Annotated in this window: 20 protein-coding genes and 1 other RNA gene; 20 read left to right on the forward strand and 1 reads right to left on the reverse strand. The window is 50.8% G+C overall.

Going from position 1 to position 19,885, the window contains the following annotated elements:
• Positions 1 to 14 precede the first annotated feature (14 nt).
• The 17 genes from flhA to fliQ all read left to right on the forward strand — a co-directional run bounded on the left by flhA (position 15) and on the right by fliQ (position 17,334).
• Positions 15 to 2,108, forward strand: a complete 2,094-nt coding sequence (gene flhA, locus C0081_RS01375; protein WP_101532001.1) for a flagellar biosynthesis protein FlhA — start codon at positions 15 to 17, stop codon at positions 2,106 to 2,108.
• Positions 2,109 to 2,114: 6 nt separating this feature from the next.
• Positions 2,115 to 2,867, forward strand: coding sequence for a flagellar biosynthetic protein FliR (locus C0081_RS01380; protein ID WP_101532002.1), 753 nt, complete (start codon positions 2,115 to 2,117; stop codon positions 2,865 to 2,867).
• Positions 2,868 to 2,913: 46 nt separating this feature from the next.
• Positions 2,914 to 3,279, forward strand: a complete 366-nt coding sequence (locus C0081_RS01385) for a hypothetical protein (RefSeq protein WP_146006380.1) — start codon at positions 2,914 to 2,916, stop codon at positions 3,277 to 3,279.
• A 240-nt stretch (positions 3,280 to 3,519) separates the two neighbouring features.
• Positions 3,520 to 4,449: a flagellin N-terminal helical domain-containing protein gene (locus tag C0081_RS01390; RefSeq protein ID WP_101532342.1), complete on the forward strand. Its 930-nt coding sequence runs from the start codon at positions 3,520 to 3,522 to the stop codon at positions 4,447 to 4,449.
• Between the two features lie 188 nt (positions 4,450 to 4,637).
• Complete coding sequence (gene fliF / locus C0081_RS01395) at positions 4,638 to 6,272, forward strand: flagellar basal-body MS-ring/collar protein FliF (RefSeq protein ID WP_101532004.1); 1,635 nt, start codon at positions 4,638 to 4,640, stop codon at positions 6,270 to 6,272.
• Positions 6,272 to 6,982, forward strand: a complete 711-nt coding sequence (locus tag C0081_RS01400) for a RasGAP domain-containing protein (RefSeq protein ID WP_101532005.1) — start codon at positions 6,272 to 6,274, stop codon at positions 6,980 to 6,982. The genes fliF and C0081_RS01400 overlap by 1 nt, the downstream gene beginning before the upstream one ends.
• Entirely contained in the window at positions 6,975 to 8,327 is a 1,353-nt protein-coding gene (locus tag C0081_RS01405; RefSeq protein WP_101532006.1) for a MotB family protein, read from the forward strand. Before C0081_RS01400 ends, C0081_RS01405 begins: the two co-directional genes overlap by 8 nt.
• Positions 8,328 to 8,386: 59 nt before the next feature.
• Positions 8,387 to 9,703: a chemotaxis protein gene (locus tag C0081_RS01410; protein ID WP_180966700.1), complete on the forward strand. Its 1,317-nt coding sequence runs from the start codon at positions 8,387 to 8,389 to the stop codon at positions 9,701 to 9,703.
• The gene (locus C0081_RS01415) at positions 9,700 to 11,025 is read left to right on the forward strand and encodes a flagellar hook-length control protein FliK (protein ID WP_101532008.1); all 1,326 of its coding nucleotides are present in this window, start codon (positions 9,700 to 9,702) and stop codon (positions 11,023 to 11,025) included. Before C0081_RS01410 ends, C0081_RS01415 begins: the two co-directional genes overlap by 4 nt.
• Before the next feature lie 70 nt (positions 11,026 to 11,095).
• Positions 11,096 to 11,563, forward strand: coding sequence for a transglycosylase SLT domain-containing protein (locus C0081_RS01420; protein ID WP_101532009.1), 468 nt, complete (start codon positions 11,096 to 11,098; stop codon positions 11,561 to 11,563).
• Positions 11,564 to 11,811: 248 nt separating this feature from the next.
• On the forward strand, positions 11,812 to 13,119 hold the full coding sequence (locus C0081_RS01425; protein ID WP_101532010.1) for a flagellar hook protein FlgE: 1,308 nt from the start codon (positions 11,812 to 11,814) through the stop codon (positions 13,117 to 13,119).
• Positions 13,120 to 13,195: 76 nt separating this feature from the next.
• Positions 13,196 to 14,683, forward strand: a complete 1,488-nt coding sequence (gene flgK / locus C0081_RS01430; RefSeq protein ID WP_101532011.1) for a flagellar hook-associated protein FlgK — start codon at positions 13,196 to 13,198, stop codon at positions 14,681 to 14,683.
• Between the two features lie 3 nt (positions 14,684 to 14,686).
• A complete protein-coding gene (locus C0081_RS01435; RefSeq protein WP_101532012.1) occupies positions 14,687 to 15,736 on the forward strand; it encodes a flagellar hook-associated family protein in 1,050 nt (349 codons plus the stop codon).
• A 65-nt stretch (positions 15,737 to 15,801) separates the two neighbouring features.
• Complete coding sequence (flaF, locus tag C0081_RS01440; protein ID WP_180966702.1) at positions 15,802 to 16,152, forward strand: flagellar biosynthesis regulator FlaF; 351 nt, start codon at positions 15,802 to 15,804, stop codon at positions 16,150 to 16,152.
• Positions 16,149 to 16,604, forward strand: a complete 456-nt coding sequence (flbT, locus tag C0081_RS01445) for a flagellar biosynthesis repressor FlbT (RefSeq protein ID WP_101532014.1) — start codon at positions 16,149 to 16,151, stop codon at positions 16,602 to 16,604. Before flaF ends, flbT begins: the two co-directional genes overlap by 4 nt.
• 59 nt (positions 16,605 to 16,663) lie before the next feature.
• Complete coding sequence (gene flgD, locus C0081_RS01450) at positions 16,664 to 17,068, forward strand: flagellar hook assembly protein FlgD (protein ID WP_101532015.1); 405 nt, start codon at positions 16,664 to 16,666, stop codon at positions 17,066 to 17,068.
• Positions 17,068 to 17,334: a flagellar biosynthesis protein FliQ gene (gene fliQ / locus C0081_RS01455; protein WP_101532016.1), complete on the forward strand. Its 267-nt coding sequence runs from the start codon at positions 17,068 to 17,070 to the stop codon at positions 17,332 to 17,334. Before flgD ends, fliQ begins: the two co-directional genes overlap by 1 nt.
• 85 nt (positions 17,335 to 17,419) lie before the next feature.
• On the opposite strand, the gene C0081_RS01460 is transcribed toward fliQ, so the two are convergent.
• A complete protein-coding gene (locus C0081_RS01460) occupies positions 17,420 to 18,253 on the reverse strand; it encodes a thymidylate synthase (RefSeq protein WP_101532017.1) in 834 nt (277 codons plus the stop codon).
• 306 nt (positions 18,254 to 18,559) lie between these two features.
• Here C0081_RS01460 and ssrA point away from each other — a divergent pair.
• The 3 genes from ssrA (at position 18,560) to C0081_RS01475 (ending at position 19,880) form a co-directional block, all read left to right on the forward strand.
• Positions 18,560 to 18,930, forward strand: a transfer-messenger RNA (tmRNA) gene (ssrA, locus tag C0081_RS01465).
• 129 nt (positions 18,931 to 19,059) lie between these two features.
• Complete coding sequence (locus C0081_RS01470) at positions 19,060 to 19,635, forward strand: SspB family protein (RefSeq protein ID WP_101532018.1); 576 nt, start codon at positions 19,060 to 19,062, stop codon at positions 19,633 to 19,635.
• A 44-nt stretch (positions 19,636 to 19,679) separates the two neighbouring features.
• On the forward strand, positions 19,680 to 19,880 hold the full coding sequence (locus C0081_RS01475; RefSeq protein WP_101532019.1) for a DUF4169 family protein: 201 nt from the start codon (positions 19,680 to 19,682) through the stop codon (positions 19,878 to 19,880).
• Positions 19,881 to 19,885: the final 5 nt, after the last annotated feature.

Genomic DNA, 19,885 nt, shown 5'->3' on the forward strand with positions numbered 1-19,885 from the left:
CAATGGAGAGCGACATGACCGACAGCAACGTTGTTGCAAGTGTTGGCCTAAATCCCGAAAAGAATAGCCGAGATATCGGTTTCGCTTTTGGCATGGTCATTATTCTGACGATCCTCTTCCTACCAATTCCAGCGATTTTAATTGATATCGGCCTGTCTTTATCTATTGCCTTGTCCGTCCTCATTTTGATGGTCTCGTTGTGGATCCAGAAACCACTGGAATTTTCGTCCTTCCCAACGATCCTGCTGATTGCCACGATGTTGCGCCTGTCATTGAATATCGCAACAACCCGCATGATTTTGTCTCGCGGGCACGAAGGCATGGATGCCGCTGGCGGTATCATCAATGGATTTTCACAATTCGTGATGGGCGGCGATTTTGTAATCGGTATTATAGTGTTCGCCATTCTGGTCATCGTGAATTTTCTGGTGATCACCAAGGGGGCAACAAGGATTGCAGAGGTTGGCGCACGCTTCACACTGGATGCCATTCCTGGCAAACAGATGGCGATTGATGCCGACCTGAATGCCGGATTGATTGACGAGAAGGAGGCACAGTCGCGCCGGCGTGAACTGGAAGAGGAAAGCTCTTTTTTCGGCGCAATGGACGGGGCCTCCAAATTTGTGCGCGGCGATGCCATCGCCGGTCTGATCATTACAGCCGTCAACATTTTTGGCGGCATTGTTATCGGGGCGACCCGCTATGACATGAGCCTGTCGGAAGCTTCGGATGTATTCACCAAACTGTCGGTTGGCGATGGTCTGGTTTCACAGATTCCGGCATTGGTTGTCTCGCTTGCCGCCGGTTTGCTTGTCTCCAAAGGAGGAACACGCGGATCGACAGAAAAAGCGGTCATGAGCCAACTGGGCAAATACCCACGTGCTCTGTTTGTGGCATCCAGCTTGATGGTCATTCTCGCCATCATGCCCGGCCTGCCCGTTCTCCCCTTCGCCATTCTTGCCGGCATCATGGCTTTCACCGGCTATACCATTCCACGCAAACTCGCAGAGCAACAAGATGTAAGAGACAAAAAGGCTGCCGTCATTGCCCGACAAAAAGAGCAGGAAGAGCGCTTATCGGTCAAACAGACACTTAAATCAGCTGAGATTGAACTCTGCCTCGGCAAGCAACTCACGGCTCAAATGCTGACATCCCGTGATGATCTGGCCAATCGGGTCGGCAAAATGCGTCGCAAATTTGCTGAGGAATATGGCTTCGTTGTCCCCGACATTCATTTGACCGACAGCCTGACCATCAATCCCAAGAGCTATGAAATTCGTATCCATGGCACGGTCGTTGCCAGCCATGAACTTCGGGTTGGTGAGCTATTGGTGCTTTCAGGTCCAGAAAACACCAACAAACTACCCGGTGAGGCGACGCGCGAACCCGCCTTTGGCATGCCAGGCATTTGGGTGCCTTCTGCCTATGCCGACGAAGTCAAACGCATTGGCATGGATGCCGTCGACAACACCTCGGTTGTCTTGACCCATTTGAGCGAAGTAATCCGCAACAACCTGCCACAATTGTTATCCTATAAGGATATGCGATCTTTGCTGGATCGTCTTGATAAGGAATATAAGCGCCTGATTGACGACATTTGTCCGGCACATATTTCTTATTCTGGTTTGCAAGCCGTTCTTAAATTATTGCTCGCCGAGCGCGTTTCGATCCGTAACCTGCATCTCATTCTGGAAGCAATTGCCGAAATTGCCCCCCATGTTCGCCGATCAGAACAAGTGGTGGAGCATGTTCGTATCCGGATTGGCCAACAGATTTGTGGCGATTTGGCCCACGGTGGGAAACTGCCCGTTATCCGGCTTGGTAACCAATGGGATTTGGCCTTCCATGACGCCCTCAAACGCGACCCCAAAGGTGAAGTGATCGAATTCGACATTGACCCGCATTTGGTGGAACAGTTTGGCGAACAATTGACCAAACTTGTCAGGGATAAATCGGCAAATCATCAAAGTTACGCGATTTTAACAACGCCGGACGCCCGCAGTTATGTGCGCATGATTGTCGAACGTCTGTTTCCGACATTGCCGGTCCTGTCCCATCTTGAAGTCGTTCGCGGGGTCGATTTGATCACCGTCGGCAGCGTGTCCTGATCGCTCATGGTCTGGCTTCAAACCAATGTGTTGGTCGCGATATTCCTGATCTATTGTCGTATCGGGGCCTGCTTAATGATTGTGCCGGGTTTCGGCAGTGCACGGATTGCCGCTCAGATCCGTCTGTTCATTGCCCTTGCCATCTCTTTGGCACTTGCGCCCTTGCTTTTGAAGCAAGTCATGCAGATCATTCCTGATGTATCACCTGCCAGTTTGTTGTTGTTGATCGCCTCTGAATTGCTCATAGGTGCGACCATAGGCTTCATTGGCCGAGCCTTTCTGGCGGCCCTACAAACGCTGGGAACTTTTGCCGCAATGTCGATGAGTTTCTCCCCCATGGCAGGGACGCCGATTGAAGGGGGGGAACCGGTTCCAGCCCTTGTCAATCTGATGACTATGACAGCCGTTGTCTTGATTTTTATTTCCGGGCTTCATTGGCAGATGATTTCAGGACTGATTGATTCCTATCAGGTGGTTCCTCCCGCTATGTCATTTGCAGTACAGGACAGTTTGATACAGGCGACAGATGCATTGAAAGAAGCCTTCATACTGGCTTTGCGCATAAGCAGCCCCTTCATAATTTATGCGGTTGTCGTCAATCTGGCGCTGGGTCTTGCCAACAAATTGACCCCACAAATTCCGATATACTTCATTGCCATGCCCTTTGTTATCGCGGGAGGACTTTTTCTCGTCATGTTCGTATTCAGCGAAATGATAGGGATATTCATTGATCAATTCTCTCAAGTGATTAATCGCTAATTTTTTTGGAGGCCCCATGTCTGACCGTCTCAAGAAAACCCGTCTCTTGTTGCGCGCGCAAGAGCATCTACAAAAGAATGCCCAGCGCGCTGTCACGCAGATGAAGACTCAGCTTGATCAACTACGTCAAAAAGAAAAAACCTTGTTGCTGCTTATGTCAGAAGGGGACCCCATGTTGGTCAACAGCTTGATGCATTCGCACACAAAACAAATCAAACGCGTCTCCCAGGACAGAAAGAAAATAGATGCTGCCTTACAGGAGATGAAGGAACAAACCCGCAAACACGGTGTATCAATGGAAATCGTCAAACGGCTTATTTCTGTGCAGGAAGAGGCCCAGGCCAAGATGCAGGAAAAAAAAGATCAACTTGAGTTGATTGATCAGTCAGTTCAGAAAAATCAATCTTTTTAAAAACTTAAGCATCACAAAAACCAACCGCAATGCGACAGAAAACCCCTTTTCCTGAGGGGTTTTCTTTTTTTTCAAAAAACATTCGTAGAGGTCAGCTTCAGGCAAGTTTGCAACTTTAAGGTCTGAAGTACGGCAGGTTGGACAACAACCAAAAAGGTCCAAAGGCATGACGCCGCCCTGTCGTCCCGGTGAAAATCCGGAATGTCCCCATATTTGACTATCATTGAAAGGGACATCATCATGTCTAACAGTATTCTGACCAATGCATCTGCAATGACAGCTTTGCAGACCCTGAACGCAACCAACGCCAATATGTCGGAAGTTCAGAACCGCATTTCTACTGGCCAGCGCGTTTCTTCCGCTGAAGACAATGCGGCCTACTGGTCTATTGCAACCACTATGCGTTCGGACAACTCAGCTTTGTCCGCCGTACAGGATGCTCTGGGTCTCGGTGCTGCAACGGTTGACACCATGTATACAGCCATGAACTCTACCGTTGAAGTTGTTGACGAAATCAAGGCAAAACTCGTTGCTGCCAAACAGCCTGGCGTTGACCGTGGCAAAATTCAGTCTGATATTTCTGAGCTGCAAAACCAGCTTCAGACCATCGCAGACTCCGCCGTGTTCAACTCTGAAAACTGGCTGTCAACTGATGCCTCAGCAACTGGCTACTCCGCAACAAAAAGTGTTGTTTCTTCCTTCAGTCGTGCCGGTGGTGCCATTACAATCTCCACCATCGACATCGATACCACTGCTACGCAGTTGTTTGAAGCATCTACTCAGGCTGGTGTTCTCGATAAAGCCCGCACAGCCGCTGCCGGCAACATGATTGGTGACAGTGTTGCTACCATCGACATCAGTGCGATTACTGATGATGCAGCCGATACAGCAGCCCTTGATGCGGCAATCAGCGACGTCGACGCTGCAATGGCTGAAATCACCGACTCGGCTACTCTGTTGGGTTCTGTGAAAAAGCGTATCGATCTTCAGAAGGACTTCGTGTCCGCTCTGACAGATGCTCTTGACCGCGGTATCGGCCAGTTGGTTGATGCGGATATGAACGAGGAATCAACACGTCTTAAAGCTCTTCAGGTTCAACAGCAGTTGGGTATTCAGGCTCTCTCGATTGCCAACTCCAACAGCGAGAACATTCTGTCACTGTTCCGTTAAGGCAAGACAGATCAAGACTTTTGATGTTGCGACAGACATGAAAGGCACGCCCCTTGTGGGGCGTGCTTTTTTGTTTTGGGTGATTGCAATTCAGTTGGACGAACCAATTCCCACGCATGCTTCGCGCAAGTTTTAGCCCGCATAGTGGCCCCAGTTAATTCTCAGTCGTGCAAGGGGTTTCAATTTCGATGCCAGGTAGTGAACAAGCCGAGAAAATTTGGTCCAACCTCAAAGAACTGGGACCAAAACGCCTGATGGCATTAGGCATAATCGGAGTGCTGACGTTATTCTTTGTCGGCGGTGGAGCCTATCTCCTCTCCCGTCCGCAATTGACCACTCTTTATTCCGGATTGGATCGGGAAGACATCACCCGTATCGGATCCGCTTTACAAGATTCTGGTATTCAATTTGACGTCAATACCGAAAGCTCTGCAGTTTTGGTGAGTCATGCGTCGGCCAAGCGGGCTCGCATGTTGCTGGCAGAGCGGGGGCTCCCCCGAGGGAAAAGCGCCGGCTATGAACTGTTTGATGACCTTGGTTCTCTGGGTTTGACATCGTTCATGCAAGAAATCACACGGGTTCGTGCGATCGAAGGTGAGTTAGGCCGAACCATTCAGTCCATGAAAGATGTACAGGCGGCGCGAGTTCATATTGTTTTACCGGAAAAAGGCTCTTTCAGAAGCAAGGATCAACCGCCTTCTGCGTCTGTGGTCATCAAAACAGCGGGGGCGGGTAATTTCCACACAGCTCAAGCGGTGCGCTTTCTTGTTGCCGCCGCAGTTCCCGGCATGGTCCCCGATAAAGTAACGGTGCTTGATTCAAGTGGTACCCTGCTTGCGTCCGGACAAGGCGAGCACAACACTTCAGCCGGTGAAATGGAAGGGCTGGCTGATCGTGTATCAAACCGCATTCAGGAAAACATTAGAAAAACCCTGACGCCCTATCTTGGATTGTCGAACTTTCAGGTTTCCGTCGCTGCCAAGCTGAATACGGATAAGCAGCGTGTTGCAGAAACAATCTTTGATCCCAACAGTCGGATTGAACGCTCGGTTCAAACGGTTAGGGCCAGCGAGAGTGCCCAAAATGCAACGTCGCAAAAGCCGACGACCGTTGAACAAAACTTGCCAGACAGCAAGGTTGATGCGGGCGGTGAAGATCAATCAATAGAAGAAAACAACCGACGCGAAGAAACCGTCAACTATGAAATTTCTTCGAAAAAAATAGAACAAACACGTGAAGGTTATGATGTCGAACGGCTTTCCATTGCTGTGTTGGTCAACCGCCAGCATTTGGTACAAACCCTGGAAGAAGGCATCGAAGAAACCGCCATCAATGAAGCCCTTGACAAACATGTCGAAGAAATCCGCCAGTTGGCAGCTTCCTCAGCCGGTTTTGATGAAACCCGCGGAGATCAGATCAAGGTTGCAACAGTCAATTTTGAAGTTGGTACAGGTGATCTTGCGCCTCTTGAGCCCTATTCATTCTCTCAGGTCTTGCTTCGCCAATCGAGCGACATAATCAATGCCATCAGCATCTTGCTGGTGTCCGGCCTGCTGATCTGGTTTGGCTTGCGTCCTGCCGTCAATTCCTTAATTCCCAAACTCATAGCCAATGACAATGCCGCACCGCAAGAAGTAGATCTGCAAGAAGCCGCCATCGCTCTGGATGCGCCGGAAGCCTCTATCAACGGGGCCTTGCTAGAAGACTTGTCACGCAAACTGGAAGCGTCACCCGTGCGCAAACTGGAACAGGTTGTTGAGCTTCATGAAGAACAGTCTGCTGCAATCCTCAAACAATGGTTCTATCAGACGGAGCATGCATAATGGCCAGTGCGCTGAAAGACTTGTTGCCTTTGGTTGATGAAACGCCGGTTTTGCCCAGCGCATCAACACAGAAAAAGCACCCGGAAAGGGTCCTGTTTGGTGGGCTTGATATTTTGTTTCAAAAAGCCCATCGGGAAGAGCAAGCAACTCTGAAAATGGATGAACAGAGCCTGAGAACACAGGCGTGGTCACAGGGCCTGTCCGATGCTGAAACGCTTTGGAACGAGAAACAAGAACATGAGCGCGAAGCTGCAAGGCGGGCTCTGCAGCAGGAAAAAGACGAGCTAGCCGACTTGTTATACGAGTCTCTGACTGGGCATATTGAGCACCAATTCGAAGAAATCAAAACAGCACTTGCTGATCAGCTTGCGGAACTTTTGGAACCATTAATGGCCGAACAGGGGCGCAAAGTCATGGTCGCCCGATTTGCTGAAGTGGCCGCCTCGGCGCTGAATGAATCGGTTGCCCAGACGCCTATGCTCAAGGGATCAAAAGAGCTTTTACAGCAGCTATCGACTTGTTGCCAAAATGCCAAGGTCGATGCATTGGCCAGAGATCAACTGGCCATAGATGAACTGTCCAAAGACGATCCGACCAAGGCCCTCTTGCCCCAAAAAAATGAACTGTCTTTACAGTTGGACAAGACCGTTTTCGAGACCCGTTTGACGGCCTATTTGGCTCAACTCAGGGAGGCCGTACAGCATGGCTGAAGAATCCACCGAACGTGAACCCGAGCTCATTATTGTACGCAGACGCTATGATGCTGACCTTGATGCCCCGCACGGGGGCGTTTGGAAAATTGCACATGCCGATTTCATGACGGCAATGATGGCTTTCTTTCTGGTTATGTGGCTCGCCTCGGCGACAGATGAAGAAACGCGCAAAGATATTGCGCAATATTTCAACCCGGTGAAACTGGCAGAAATGACGCCCCATCAAAAGGGGCTGCAAGATCCCGAAGAGGCAGCACCCAAACCGGACGACACTGCCAATGAAGAAGGGAAGAAATTCAACGGCAAAAGCAACACCCCATCTACTCCGCGCAAATTCAGCGCAGATGGCGGGCGTGTAGAGAAAACTGGCACCACGAACTTCAAGAATTTGCCGACCTATTCGGAAGCCGAAATCTTTTCTGACCCTTATGGCATTCTAAATCGCATTATGGCGTCGGCACAACAGATGGAAAAGCAAGAGTCTCCAAGCGAGGGAGCTTCCGACAACGACGGCAAAATCGGCAATAAGGGAGGGGCTGCGCTGCGGGACCCATTCGATCCGCTTTACTGGCAATTAAAACCTGAAAAACCGGAGATTGAGCAGGATAACCTGCAAGTTGAAGTGATTGAAAGCAAGGTCTTTCAGACCCAACTGCCGCGTATCAATCCGATGTTGAGCGACACATCAATCGTAAAAGGCATTATCACCGGCAACGATCCCGCAACCGAGATTACTCCTGAACCTCCGATGGGAACCCGACATGCGTCCTCGGGAGAAGAACCCGAGGATGCAGCCTCCCTAGAGCCGACAGATACCAATGCCAGCGGGCCAAAAACCACTTCCAAACCTCAACAGAAACGACAAGCGGAGAAGCTCGCGCTCTATAAAGATCGCCTTGCCCAAGAACTCGGCAAGTCTCCCCGTTTGGTTATTGGCAATGAATTGACGGTCACCCAGAAGGGAGATGGCATGTTGATTGATGTCACCGATAAACCAAGTTGGAGCATGTTTGCTGTGGGGTCATCCGAACCGTCCGCACGCTCCATCGCACTGCTCGAAAAAATTGCCAACAGCCTCAAGACGGTCAAGGGTAAGATTATTATCAGGGGTCACACCGACAGTCGGCCATTCCGTAACAAAGGCAACGATAACTGGCGCCTCTCGACAGCACGGGCACATATGGCACGTCACATGCTCATTCGTGGTGGTCTGGATGAAACACGCCTGTGGCGGGTCGAAGGCTATGCGGATCGAGAGTTGAAACAACCCGATAAGCCAGAGGCAGCCAACAACCGGCGTATCGAGATTTTGGTGCAGCCCGATGAGGAGGCAGGACAATGAAACCATTACGCAATTTATTGCCTCTTGCCTGCCTTGCCACCTGTCTCGGGGTGCCCCAAATGACAACAGTCACCCTGGCGCAAGAGGCGGCATCAGTCCCACCGCCAAAACCAAGCCCAATCCGGGTAGTGGGGGGCGCCGCAGTGGTTCCGGCCAAACATGCTGATCAGGCAGAAGCTGTCGATTTGGCCAATTCACCATATTCCACCCCAGAGCTAGACCGGATTCTGAAGCCGGATTCCAATAAAGAAAAGAAACCCTTTATGCAAATTCGTATTCTTCAGGGTCTGCAAAGCCAGACAGCAAAAGGATCCACTCATGCTTTGAAAGCGCAGCGTCGACTGCTCGGCCGCATGAATGAATATTTTAAAAGCCTCGATCCTGTTTATTGGAGCGATCATCGCAACATACGAGCAGCGGTGTTGCTGCTGTTGTCTGGAGGCCATCCTTCTGTCGGTCATCATCTGCTCTCTCTTGGGCTACCCGTGGAAGCAGACATGACGATGATGCAAGGAGCACTCGACTATATAGAGGGCCGTAAAGAGGATGCTTACGCAAATTTGACCTCTTTCGAACCACTGGATCTTGAGCCAAGCTTGGGCGGTCAGATCGCCTTGGTGCAAGCGGTTCTATATCTGCCCCATGATTTAAAGAATGCCTTGGTCGCCATAGACAAAGCCCGTCTGCTGATGCCGGGCTCCCTGATCGAGGAAGCAGCCCTGCGCCGTGGGGTCTCCATCGCTGCTGCTCTGAACCAACCGGATTTATTCCAAACCTACGCCTTGCAATATATCCGGCATTATCGCAGTTCCATTTATAACGAAGATTTTCGACGTCGTTTTGGTCTCGCCATGCGTCATTTCAGTGACAACAGGTCGGAAGAAACGTTCGATTATCTCGATGGGGCCATCACTGAATTTGATATGGACACCCGCCGCGAATTTTATCTTTTACTTGCCTACTCGAGCTTGGTGGAAGGCAATTTGGATTTGACGCAAAAAGCAGCCCGTTCGGCCTTGCCTTTAAGTATGGACAACACCCCAGACCGATCCCGCGCACGTCTTTATCTTGCAGGCTCTATACTCAAGGCAGACAGATTGGATATTGCGCTAAAGCATCTTTGGGCCGTCAAACGAGACCTGTTGACCCAACGAGATCAGGCCCTAGCGGAACAGGTGTCAGAAACCCTGAATAATATCCGCCATTGGCCCCAATCTGGGCCGGATTCCCGAAGCTTTATATCGCACAAAGCACTGGTAAAACCGGAAAATGAAGATTGGGATGAAGGGACAATTTCGGAAGCACATCTGGAACTTGAAGCATCGGACCAGCTTTTGACTTTTGCTGACAAACCGATGCAGGGGGGGGCACGATGACGGATCAAGCCATTCAAACTCTGGGCACGATGAAGCAAAGCACAACGCCATCACCGATTGGCTCCAAAGATCAATCTTCTGGACAGGGGATCGGTAAAAAAGGCGATCAGCGGGGACAACATCCCTTCAAGGGCTGCGTGGAGCAACAGGACGGAGCGACTGTCTCAAAAGAGACGAGCCTGACCGAGACCGATGAGCAAAAGACCGATTTTGACAAAGTCTTTGAAGGCATCGATGCACAGAAGTCAAAGTCTACCCAGAAGGGTGAGACTGCCACTTCTGATGCTATTGACCTCCAAAGCGACGGTTCCACGCCCGCCCAGGACAGCAAGCCTACCACGAGTGAGCAGACCGGATCAGAATCTGCTTTCGCGCGTCTTTTGAGCGCAGTTGCACCCGAAAAAATTGCGGTAGAGACAGCTTCCTTGGCCAATGAGGGAATGCAAAAGGAATCCTCTCCTTTGCTTCAGTCACAGAACCATGCTTCAACGCACGCTAAGGGTAGCCAGATGGCAAACGCTGCGGCAGGCCTGTTTGATGCTTATGCTGTTGACGTTCGCCCTGCATCTGCTTTCGACAAAATCGTCCCCATTGTCAAAGAGACGATTTTAACCCCGACACAAAGGGCCATGAAAGACGGTTTTTCTATTATACGGCAAGAAACCCACTTTGCCCCGACAGCAACGTTGGAGACCAATACCATAGCTGCAACGGGAACAATCATCCAACAGGTTGGTACAGCGATCGGTAAGGAGCTGTCGCCTTCGGTTTTTGGGCAACAGGGAAGCACACCACAAACAACAGCCACCGCTCCCCGCCCTGACACCGGCAGTTTCCGCATCAATAACGGCAGTGAGGCCCTGCGGGTTCTCGATATTCAACTGCATCCTGCAGATCTGGGCAAAGTGCGCCTTTCGATCCGGCTCAATGACACATCTGTTGATGTGCGAGTGGAAGCATCAAACGCTGCGACTGCCAAGATTTTAGAAGGCAACAAACAAGCATTGGATCAACTGCTGCAAAAAGCGGGATACCGCGCCGATCACATCTCAATTGTCGCCATCGACGACAAAAGTGGCAGCCAAATCGCCCCCCCCTCGACCGCCAATTCATCTCAAAGTCAAAACTCCGCGCAGGAAGATGGTGCGAGCTTCAGCACAGGGGACCAGGCTCACTCCGGCGAAGGCGGCAATGAAGACGATGGTCAGGCAACGGGCCAATCAGACGACATCAATCTGATGTCTGATCATCCCTCTGCAAATGGATCTGATGAGGAAAGTCATGAAGCGCACAGAACGTTGTCTAGGGGCATTACTCTTTAGCTCAGCTGCCCTGACAAGCAGCCTAGCCTGTGCCGGACAGGCTGCCTTTGACCCTGTTTGCGAACGGGAAATGCGCGCCGCCTCCCAAGCAGAGAGCGTACCTTTGGGGATCTTGTATGCGGTCGGATTGACAGAAACCGGCCGCGGCAAAAAACTCCATCCCTATGCCCTGAATGTGGCAGGGAAATCTATATTCGCCACCTCGAAATCGGATGCCCTCAAGCATTTTCATAGTGCACAAAAGAACGGTAAAAAGCTGATAGATATCGGCTGTATGCAGATCAATCACCATTATCATGCCAAAGAATTTTCCTCGCTGGATCAGATGTTTGATCCTAAGTCCAACGTTATGTACGCCGCCAAATTCCTCAAACGGTTGAAACATCGGCAAGGCAGTTGGACGATGGCTGTGGCTCGCTATCACGCAGGCCCCAACAACAATCCTGCTCAAAAACGCTATGTCTGTGCGGTCATCGGCAATCTTGTTGCAAGCGGTTTTGGCAAATGGACCAATTCATCCCGCACATTTTGCAAGTAATATTGGCGGCGTTTCCGACCGTTAACTCCCCCCACCTCACCTCACCTCACCTCACCTCACCTTCCCCCACCGCCCCATCTGTCCGACCAAATCAGCTCAATCAATGGCTATAATTTTTGAGATCAGTTTCGCGCAAGACTGCACGTCTATCTTCTGTTTGTAATCATCTCACAGTCCGTTTTGGACTTGGTGGCGTTCTGCTCGCTGTTATCAGGAGAGTGGGCCCTACATTCGACAGGAGAGCAATCATGAGCCTATACGGCGTTATGCGTTCAAGCGTTTCAGGCATGTCTGCCCAGTCCAGCAAATTAAGTGCGGTCTCAGACAATATTATCAACTCGGCAACCGTTGGATACAAACGTGTGGAGACCGAATTCAGCTCCATCACAATGCCTTCGGGGTCAGGCACTTATAATTCGGGTGCCGTTGAAGCCCGCTCCCGTTACGCGATTTCAACAGCAGGCAACCTTGATTTCACCACCAGTGTCACGGACCTAGCGATTGAAGGCAATGGCTTCTTTGTGGTTGCTGATAGCGATGGAACACCAGCTTTGACGCGTGCAGGACGTTTTGTTGCTGATGACACCGGCGATCTAATCAATACAGCTGGTTATTATTTACAAGGTTATGATTTGGGAACGGGCGGGGTACCCGCTGTTGTCGCCAACTCCATGGCCGGTATGACCACTGTTAATGTCGCCCAGATGCAGCTAGATGCCGACCCGACAACCGCAGGCTCAATGGGCGGAAACCTGCCATCAAATGCAACGGCAGTTTTGGCCGGCTCATGGCCAAGTGATAACGTTGCGGGCTCTGATTTTACAGCCAAAACATCAATGGTCACCTATGACAACCTAGGTAACGAAGTAACCGTCGATATTTACTTTACCAAAAAGAGTGCTTCTCCGGCCAGCTCTGTCTGGGAAGTATCCGTATTCAATCAAGCTGATGCAGATCCGGCAACCGGTGGGTTCCCCTACGCTGCGGCTCCGACAAGCCCCCTTGGCACCCCTTACACCAACCCGCTAAGCACGACAGACCTGACCTTTGACAATACCACGGGAGATATCACTGGCACCGATTTTGTGCTGTTTGACATTCCCGATGGGCAAACCGGTGTAAATTTTTCACTCTCGGAAATGACCCAGCTGGCCAAAGAGTTCGGCAGCGTGAATCCTGAAATGAACGGCAATCCGCCGCAAGCCGTCGAAAGCATATCCATCGATAGTGATGGAACGCTTTATGCGGTTTATGAGAATGGCAACCGCGAGGCACGCTTCAAAATCCCTCTGGCGAACGTCGCCAGCCCGGACAATCTCGATCCTATGGGTGGTGAAGTGTTCCGCACCTCTAGCGACAGTGGCGATGTGGTCGTTGGCTTTGCCGGAGAAAACGGACTAGGCACGATGCGCTCCATGGCCATTGAAAACTCCAACGTCGATTTGGCAACCGAATTGACCAATATGGTGGTTGCACAGCGGTCCTTTTCAGCCAACTCCAAAGTTTTTCAGACCGGATCTGATTTGCTGACCGAAGTGGTCAACCTCTCCAGATAGCTCCGGTTAACGAGGCTACGCGACCCTTCCCTTTTGTCGCTCGCGTAGCCGCCTTCCATTTATACAGGTTCGTGTCATGAGTCTTTCAGTTGCCCTGCAGGTCGCTCAATCTGCCTTAACGACCCGTCAGCGAGAAACCGCAATTCTGTCAAAGAATATCACCAGTGCGACGGAGGAAGGATACAGTCGCAAGACAGCTCTTATCTCTTCCCTGCGCTCAGAGGATGGTCAAAGTGGTGGTGTTTATGTCAGCGCCATTGATCGAGCCACCGATAGTGCTTTGTTCAGCAATTTGATCAGCTCCACATCAGCGGGCATGACCAGTGAGATCTTTCTTGATGGCGTAACCCGCCTTTCACAAACAATTGGCGATCCCCAGGAATCCCGATCCCCTAGCGCAACCTTGGGCCGCTTTGCCAATGCTTTGCAGCAATATAGTGCTGAGCCACAGAATACGGTTCTTGCCGGTGCTGTTTTGACGGGAGCACAGGATCTGGTCAACACACTGAACACAGCAACCAGTGCTGTACAGACCGAGAGAGAGCGGGCCGATGCCTTGATTGCAGACTCGGTCAATTCAATCAATTCCCTGCTATCCAATCTGGAAGACGTCAATAAGGAGGTGATCCGCGGCACGCAAGCAGGCACGGACATTACGGATGCCCTCGATGAACGGGATCAAATCGTTCTGCAACTGTCCGAATTCATGGGTATCAGGACAGAGACACGTGCCAACAACGACCTTGTGGTAACCACCGACAGCGGCGTCATGCTGTTTGAAACAACACCCCGATCGGTCAATTTTGAAGCGACCAACAGCTATGTCGCAGGAACCACCGGCAACGCATTGATTGTAGACGGCGTCAGAGTTTCTGGTCCCGGAGCCAACATGGAGCTGAAAGAAGGCAAGATTGTCGGCCTGATGCAGATCCGTGACGAGGTAACGGTAACCTATCAAAACCAGCTTGATGAAATAGCCCGCGGCCTGATTACTGCCTTTTCAGAATCAGATCAGGTCGGCACCAATCCGGACCGCACAGGTCTGTTCACTTACTCCGGCTCCCCTACGGTTCCCGCTTCAGGTACGTTGGTTACAGGTCTGGCAGGGTCCATTTCCATTGCCGCCTCCGTTGACCCCGATCAAGGGGGCGATATCAATCGCCTGCGCGACGGTGGCATATCCGAACCGTTTGACAGCGATTATGTCTATAACACGGGCGGTGAAGCCGGCTATGTGACACGCCTGCAAGACCTGATCACCAATGTCGATACGCCGATGACCTTTGATCCTGCAACGCAGGTGGACACCAGCAATTCACTCACCGCTTTTGCTTCCTCTTCGGCCAGCTGGCTCGAAGGAGAACGCAAACAGGCCACCACCATCAATGAACAACACACTGTGGTTGTCACGCGGACGGCCGAATCCCTTTCCAATATCACGGGCGTCAATATTGATGACGAGATGCAGTCGATGCTGGAAATAGAGCGGAGTTATGCAGCGACCGCCAAACTCATCACCACGATCAATCAAATGCTTGATCAACTTCTTCAAATCGCGGGGTAAGTCATGAAAACCGGTTTTATATCTACATTGTCCCTGACCTCCGCCTCGCGTGGCTCCATTATGGAGCAGAGTGTGGCGTTGGCCAAACTGCAAACAGAAGTTTCCTCGGGGCGAAAATATGATGTCGGCCTCGATCTCGGCATAGGAACCGGCGAAGCCATTTCCATGCGCAGCGAGTTCGAAAACCTCAACACCATTGTTGACACCAATGGGCTGGTTAAAAGCCGCTTGGATGTCACCGAGACCGGCATGCTGAATGTACGCGACAGCGCGCAAACAATGCTGGCAACACTCGTATCCAGCATTGGTAGCGAAACAGGTCGTGAAGTAACCATCGCCGAAGCAAAAAACAATCTCGAACAGCTTGTCGCGACATTGAACACCTCCTTCAGCGGCACCTATCTTTTTGCTGGAATCAATGTCGGAGAAACACCGATTACCGACTATTACGCCACGGGTTCAGCCAACAAAACAGCAGTTGACACCACCTTTATGGCCGAGTTCGGCATGGCACAAAACAATGCAGGACTGAACAGCGTGACGGCGGCGCAAATGCAAAGCTATCTGGATGGCGCATTTGCCAATGAATTTGACAGTCCGGGCAACTGGAATGCCAATTGGTCAACAGCCACAGATCAGGAAATGGTCAACCGGATTTCAACGTCCGAAACCATCGAGACGTCCATCAGTGCCAATATTGATCCCATGCGCAAACTTGCTATGGCCTTTACCATGGTCGCCGATCTTGGCGGTGAAAATATGACACAGAACACCTTTGATGTGGTGCTCAACAAGGCCGTTTCTATGCTCGGAGAGGCTATTGGTGAGCTCAACTCCAGCATAGGGCAGGTCGGCAATGCGCAGGCACGCGTGGCACGGGCATCAGACAAGTTGTCCCTGCAAACCGATCTTATCAACGAGCGCATTCTGGCGTTGGAGAATGTGAACACAACAGAAGTTTCCGTCCTGCTTTCAAACGCTGTAACCCAGCTAGAGGTGACCTATGCCGTCACCAGCCGGATGCAGGGAATGAGCTTGTTGAACTATCTTTAAACACCCCGTTTGACCGGTGGTCCAACGGCATGTCTTTGGCTAACTCCTTTGTAGCAAGGGTCACAATGTATAACACCTATTACGCGGAAAGCACGGCACTGTCGTGCGAGTTCAATCGCAACCACGAATGGTCTGCTTTGGATCAAGTGGTCACGGCATTAAAGACAGCAAAAGAGCACGGGCTTGTATCCTCTGAAGGGAAACAGGCTCTGCATAATACGATGATGGTCTGGAGCTTCCTGCTAGAAGACCTGAGCAACAGTGACAATGACCTGCCTGCGCAATTGCGCGCAGACCTCATTTCCATAGGCATTTTTGTCATTAAGCAAGTGGGGCGTTTGCGCGAGGCGGAAACAGCCGAGATTGACGGCCTAATCGACATCAACACAACCATAAGGGATGGATTGAACCAATGAAACCGTTGCAATTGACCTTCAAATCTGGCGAGCGTTTCTATGTCAACGGCGCTGTGATCAGGTTTCCAAAGAAAACCACGGTTGAGTTGTTAAACAATGTCGAGTTTCTGCTCGAAAGCCAGATCATGCAGATCAGCGAAACAACCACTCCTCTACGCCAGCTTTATTTTGTCGCACAGATGTTGCTGACGTCCCCCAGCAACACAGATGACGCGCATGCGACATTTATGCATTTCTCCCGCAGTCTGGCCCAGACCCTGAAGCACTATCGCCTCTGCGCTGGTGTACAGGAAGTTGTCGACATGGTGAATGCTGGCAGCACCTACGAAGCCATGAAAAAAATCCGTGCGCTCTACCCCCTGGAAGCCAGCATTCTGGATGGCTCCGCGCTTCACACGACGGAATCACTGGTGCAACCCCAAAAAGCAGCGGCCGCGGCCAATTATCTCTAACCCTCCGATCCGAACTGAAACATCTTCCGATCCACAGCAAATTCAGAGGATTTCCCACAATGAGCGTCTCTACCGTCACCCCGTCGAGTTCTGTTGATACGACATCGAGTTCAACCTCATCAGCCATGCAAACCCAAACCATGGATTATGATTCATTTCTGCAATTAATGGTGACGCAAATGAAGAATCAGGATCCAACGGAACCAACCGACATGGGCGAGCAGATGGGGCAACTCGCGTCTTTCTCCAACGTCGAGCAAAATATTCAGACCAATAATAAGCTGGATGCGGTGCTTTCCCAACTTTACGTCAATCAGTCGGCGAGCCTGATTGGTAAAACAATCACCACCACCAATAATATTTCGGGACAAATCGAATCCGTCGGCATTTATTCCGATGGTGTTGTGGCAAAGCTGCAAGATGGTACAGACGTTCTTATAGGTCCCGGAGTGACAATCTCCTGATGAATGAAATGGACGCACTCGATTTGGTTCGAGCAGCATTCTGGACGATCATAGTCAGCTCTGGCCCTGCGGTTGGCGCAGCCATGGTCGTCGGCGTTGCGATTGCCCTGTTCCAAGCACTGACTCAGGTTCAGGAAATGACGCTGACCTTTATTCCCAAGATCCTCGTGATTTTTTTAACACTGATCGCCAGTGGTACCTTTATCGGTTCCCAAATTGCCAGCTTCACCGAGGTGGTTTATGACCGGATCGAACACGGCTTTTGATAGGATACCAAGATTGTTGGATCGTCGTAAGCAGCACCCGCTAGATCCTCAGGATGCAGCAACAAAGTCCGTCATGCCACATACCCTATACCGCAATAGGTGCACGGATATGGGGATGCGGATCATATCCAACAATCTCGAAATCATCAAAACCATACTCGAAAATCGAGTCGGGTCGGCGCTTGATTTTCAATTGCGGCAATGAGCGCACCTCGCGTGTGAGCTGCATTTTCACTTGTTCAAAATGATTGGAATAGATGTGGGCATCACCGATGCTAATAACAATCTCACCAACATCCAAGTCACATTGCTGAGCCAGCATATGGGTAAGCAACCCAAGGCTGGCAGTGTTATACGGATTGCCCAAAAACAAATCGTTGCTTCGAATATAAAGGGATGCACTTAACCGCCCACCGCCCACATAAAACTGATAGAAAGCGTGGCAAGGCGGAAGCGCCATTCTACCGGCTGCAGCATTTTCCTGCGGCGTCATTGTTTCATCGGGCAGAGCAGAAACATTCCAGCCGCTAATGATATGACGGCGTGAGTTCGGATTGTTTTTCAAACCATCCATAAGCGCTTGCACTTGATCATAGGATTTACCATCAGGTCCCTGCCAAGCACGCCATTGCGCTCCATAAACGGGACCCAATTCTCCATCTTCAAGAGCCCATTCATCCCAAATGCTGACACCATTCTCTTTGAGAAACTTGGTATTGGTATCGCCACGCAAGAACCACAACAACTCGATAGCAATCGATTTAAAATGGAGCTTTTTGGTCGTCAACAGCGGAAACCCCTCGGTCAGATCATACCGAACCTGCCGCCCGAACACCGAACGCGTCCCTGTCCCAGTACGGTCGCCTTTATCAACTCCGCTTTCCATCACGTCTGAAAGCAAGTCTAAATAAGTCTTCATTGAGCGCCCCTGACTCTACCTAAATAAATTGGCAGAGAGTATGTGTAATTTGAACCGTTTTCATAGAAACATTCTACGAATGAATTGTTTACGCTGCCAATACGGCTCGACCAGTTCTGCAAAATGCCAAACACAGATCCAGTAGCGGTGCAGTCTCCATTGACTGCCTCATAATCAGGCTATATTGCAACAAATCCGGATATCCTTGCGTCTATGCCCCAACCGTCATGCCATATTTTGTGTTCTGATAGCTGATTCTGCAATCCATTCACAGCGCGGCATAATTCCGTGCCTTCGCTATCATTCCCTCTTTTAATCCCACCGACTAGTCCCTATATTCAATTTGTCACTTCGGTGACTATGGCAATAAATGGCCTTTGTAATAAGCCTATCGGACCCGGGGGCGGTACCCGGCGCCTCCACCACAAGCACCGTTGCGAATGCAACGTCAGAAAGCGGTGTTTTTGCTGGGGGCGAAATAGGATCGACGAGGGTGTAAAGATCGTGTTTTTGCTCGGCATTGTACCGCCGTTATCGGGCTATATTTTAGTTGCAAATGACAACTATGCAGGCTCACGTCTCGCTGCTGCTTAAGCAGTGCGACAAGCCACTTAAGCCCTAACCGGTTTGCTCGGTTAGGCGGGGTTCGGAGGCACCTGGCAACAGAAGCCTTCACTTAATTTCGACAATCCTTTGACAATGGTTGATATCTGCCGCTGGAATAGGTATTGAGCGCCTGCCTCGCTTGACTTTGAGCAGCAGCCACTGACAATAGAACGGCAAATCTTCCAGAATTCGGAGGCCCCATGAGTGAAGACCTGATCCGCTATGATATCCTTGCACAAGACGCTTTGCGAGGTGTGGTGAAAACGGTTTTGACCGAAGTGTCACGCACCGGCCTTCCCGGCGAACACCACTTTTATATCACCTTTAACACCCATGGAACTGGCGTACGCATTTCGCCGCGGCTTTTGGCAAAATACCCAGAAGACATGACCATCGTATTGCAGCATCAGTTTTGGGACATGACAGCCCACGAGCAGGCCATTGAAATCGGCCTCTCCTTTGATGGCATCCCGGAAAAACTTTATATCCCTTATTCCGCAATCATCACATTCATTGATCCCAGCGTCCATTTTTCATTGCAGTTCGAAGTTGAAACAGACGTCGAAGATGAGTTGGAGAGCCTTGATCTTGAAACAGATGAAGGATCCGAGGCAATCATCACCGTAATGGCGCCCACGTCGGAGCGGGACGAAGGCACAACAGCAGAATCTGCCGAAGAAGCCCAGACCGCATCAGACACATCGACCTCAAAAGAAGAGGATGATAAGTCAGATGGCGCTGAAGTGGTGTCATTGGATGCTTTTCGCAAGAAATAGACATTTTTCAGGGATCATCCCGCCAAAGGCACCTGTTAGAAGCAATGGCCAGCATTATCAATCTCCGCCAAGCACGCAAAAGCAAGGCTCGCGTTGAAAAAGAACAACGAGCCGAGTCCAATCGTGCCAAATTTGGCCGCACCAAGGCGGAGAAGGCCAAACAAAACTCAGAATCCGATAAACTCAATCGGCATTTGGACGGTCACAAACTGACGACAGCCCCCGCAGACAGCGACGGCAGCTAATCTGG

Origin of the sequence: Cohaesibacter celericrescens (assembly GCF_002866925.1) — a bacterium.
Lineage (GTDB): Bacteria > Pseudomonadota > Alphaproteobacteria > Rhizobiales > Cohaesibacteraceae > Cohaesibacter > Cohaesibacter celericrescens.